Origin of the sequence: Paenibacillus farraposensis (assembly GCF_020736845.1) — a bacterium.
Taxonomy (GTDB): Bacteria; Bacillota; Bacilli; order Paenibacillales; family Paenibacillaceae; genus Paenibacillus; species Paenibacillus farraposensis.
Genome location: NZ_JAFFQR010000064.1, coordinates 252,390 through 255,488, shown reverse-complemented (window position 1 = coordinate 255,488; position 3,099 = coordinate 252,390). Strand labels below are relative to the sequence as shown.

Sequence of the window (3,099 nt, the reverse complement as noted above, 5' to 3'; positions counted from 1 at the left end):
GTGGATGTAGTCAGACGGAGAATTGATTTCAATTTGTTGTTGTGTTTTCGAGGTAGTATGTTCACTGATAGATTCAATGCTTGTTGTTTGGGCAGATGCTGCTAAAGGAGCAACCGCCGTAAGAGCCAAGACACCTGTGAGTATTACTGCTGTGTTCTTCAACTTCAACAATTGTAACACATCCTTTTCAAATTTCGGTATAATTTTGAATTACTGTGCTAACATATAACAGAAACAGGAATAATATGTGTGATTTTATTAACAAAATGGAAAAAATGAAGCTATAGCACTATTTGTCTTGCAGTAATCGACAATATTCGAAAATATATAATTCATTTGAATATTGCATGAGTATAAATTTCAAAACTTATTGACAATTGTTAAATTATGGACAACAATAGAATGTAATAATATAAAAGTTTTGGAATTTCTGTATGAAGGGTGGACATGACATGAAGCATACACCTACGATTCGAGCAGAATTAGACAGATACCTCCAACAAGAAGGTTTGAACTTAGCACGATTCGGGAAAATTGCAGGCATGAATAGGTGAGCAGTAAGTGCCATTGTGTCAGGCAATAAACCTATGTCTATTAACCAGCTTGACCAAATTACTGAGGCTATGGGTTTACCGGAAGGCCATTTTTACGATCTGTTTATAGAAAACTTCATCATCGACCATCCCCCGAATATGAGGAGAATCGAGCCGTTTTTATATCGGTGCGTAGAGCTGAACAAGCTGGATACGATCCGCAAAGTGGTGGGAGCCATCATGGACAATCTACTCTATTCATCAAAACTATTCGAGATTGCGGAAGATCTATTCGCGCAGGGTCAACATGAAGCGGCGCTGATACTCTATGAGAACGTGGCAGAAGTGGAGAAATATCAGCATTCCGAGCGTTTGGCACTCTGTCAATATCGTATATTCACGATTCAGATTGGAAATGATCAAAACCAAAATGTTAGGATAGCAGCTGTTTTTGAAGCCTTTGTCGAACGTCTGGATGAAATAGACCAGCTTGACGCGTTGAAGGATTTGGCAAACGTATACAGGTCTCTGCGTAAATGGGACAAGGTTGAGGAAATGGCAAAGAAAATGAAAGCTAAAGCGGAAATCCAATACACTTGGAAACAACAACAGAAGAACCAAGAACGCAATGATGCTGCAAAGAAGTTAAGTCGTCCTATGTTTGTATACATCGCCTATGCCGATTTGTTGTGTGCAAGTGTAAGTGAAGCCAAAGGCGATTATCAGCAAGCCCTACAATATACATACGCCTATGCTGATTTAGATTGGGTTAAAGAGACTGACGACGATACTCAACACTGGGTTAACTTGTTCAAAAGTTGGGCAGAAGGTAATACTTACGTATATAAGCTTTTATCGGGAGATATAAGTGTGCTACATGATTATGTTGAATACATTGCCGAAACAGTAGCCTCAAATGAACAAATCTCAAAATTGTTGAATGTTATAATTGCAGCAAACCAATATAGCATAGATGTAGACGATATACTCAAACGATTTGAAACAGAGATTGCGTCTTTTTCACAGCAACCATCATCAGATGATATGTATACGCAACAGGTGATACCGGACTATATCGCGTGGTTTGGTTACGAGTTAGCGTATTATTATTTACATCGGGGTGTGTACAATGATGGTTTTAAACATTTGATGTATTCAATGGTAAGTTATCATACACTAAATAATGAGACCTATTTTATAAATTGTATGGGTTTATTTTTACACTTTCGGGATTACGCGGTTCCAGAAACTAAAGCAGCATTTTTAAATCTTATTGAAAAGGTGTGGATGAACAATGTTGAAAAAAACGGTACTGCTTCTCATAGCGGCTAGCTTTTTGTTTATTGTTAATGTGCCTAATCAAGCCTTTAACCACCACCATAGTATTCAGCCTTACGTTACCATTGGAGGGGCATAATTAAAAGGCCCTCGTTGGTCAATTAGTACTGACCCCAAAGTAAAATTTTAAATCTTATTGAAAAGGTGTGGTTAGACAATGTTAAAAAAATGGTTTTGTTGATTCCGCTACTAGTTTTTTGTTTTTCTTAGCTATGCCTTTTCATCCGTACAGCCAAAATCAAGGAATCCAGCTTCAGGAAACGGTTGGAGGTTCTTAAACGTCAGTAAAGCAATACCCAGCTAACCTTAATTGGTCGGCTGGGCTTTTTTTCGTTAACCATTTTGAATTTAGAGTAGATGTAAAGAAGGACTTCATTGGTATTTAGCCAAATGGAGTCTTTTTTATACCCAATAAAAAATAAAAATGAAAACATATGGGTTATATTCATAAATATTCAAATTTATGTTTAGACAGACTTTTGAGAATGATATATCTTCGTAATAGTTCAATATATTTCTAGGAGGAGATCAAGTGATAAGTAAAGTTAAAGCATTATGGAGTATTTTAATTGTAGTGATAGTGTTCATGAATATGTCAGCTATAGAGGTAAAAGCAGAAGCTGTAAGCGATGAATGGTCAATTAAAACGACTATAGAAAATCCTAAGGCGGTAAGTGCTGTTTCCGAATTGAATGGCAAGATATATATATTCGGTGGTTCTTCAGGATCAGACCCATATAAGGATGTACAAATTTATGATCCGAAAAATAATATAATGGCTTCAGGAAGTAGCATGCCTACGGCTCGTGCTCAAGCAACTTCCGTTGCTTATGGAAATGATATTTATGTTATTGGTGGCTATACAGGTAATGCTTATACCTGGACCGGAGGCTCCTCAGTAAATAATGTTGAAGTTTACAATACCCAGACAGATACATGGAGCGTTAAAAAAGCTATGCCGCAGGCTTTAGGTGCCTTGACAAGTGTTTTGTATAAAGGAAAGATTTATGTGTTTGGTGGGTTGACAACAAATACACTTTCAGTTGCTACTGTCCAAGTATACGATCCAGTTTCCGACAGCTGGTCTACAAAGAAACCTATACCGAATACAATTCATGTTTCCTCCGCAGTTGTATATAAGGACAAAATCTATCTTGTAGCAGGTAGACATATTGGTAGTGGTGGAAATGTTTCACTAAATACATTTTTTGAATATGATCCCGTTAAT

1 protein-coding gene and 1 pseudogene are annotated in these 3,099 nt (G+C 37.0%); both read left to right on the top strand.

Going from position 1 to position 3,099, the window contains the following annotated elements:
• The first annotated feature begins 452 nt into the window (after window positions 1–452).
• Window positions 453–1,865: pseudogene (locus JO375_RS10935) on the top strand (tetratricopeptide repeat protein).
• 538 nt (window positions 1,866–2,403) lie between these two features.
• Window positions 2,404–3,099 (top strand): Kelch repeat-containing protein (locus JO375_RS10930; protein WP_322098721.1); only part of this gene is annotated, 696 nt, incomplete at its 3' end.